The sequence below is a fragment of the Priestia sp. SRI_019 genome, from assembly GCF_057586255.1.
Genome location: NZ_JBYCZN010000035.1, coordinates 1 through 404, shown reverse-complemented (window position 1 = coordinate 404; position 404 = coordinate 1). Strand labels below are relative to the sequence as shown.

1 protein-coding gene is annotated in these 404 nt (G+C 32.9%); it reads right to left on the bottom strand.

From position 1 onward, the window contains the following. Window positions 1–395 (bottom strand): hypothetical protein (locus AC2YJL_RS27660; protein WP_487375099.1); only part of this gene is annotated, 395 nt, incomplete at its 3' end. Window positions 396–404 lie beyond the last annotated feature (9 nt).

The following is a 404-nucleotide window of genomic DNA, read 5'->3' as shown; positions in this document are numbered from 1 at the left end:
CGTTTTTGTCGTTGATTCACAATACGTTCACTTACAACTTTTTTGGCAAGTTTAGTTTCTTCTAACTCTTGAAGATCCGTTGTCATAATTCCCTGATAGCCATGGTGAAAATACAATCCATTCATGAATTCGATAAGAATTTGTGTGTTTTTATCGGCACTATTTGTTCCTAATCGAATTTTTTTAAGTTCATTTTTTAATACACCATGAAGATTTTCACTAACAGTTTCCGTAATATAGTCTAACGACCATTCTTTCTTTTTTTCTTCTCGATACTTTTTACAGATATCCATAATCGCTTCTCCTGGGAAACGAAGTTTATGTTCAGCCATATAATCTTGGATATATTGATCCGTTTCTTTATCAAGTGTAATCATACGTCGTTGTGTTTCCATTACTCCTCT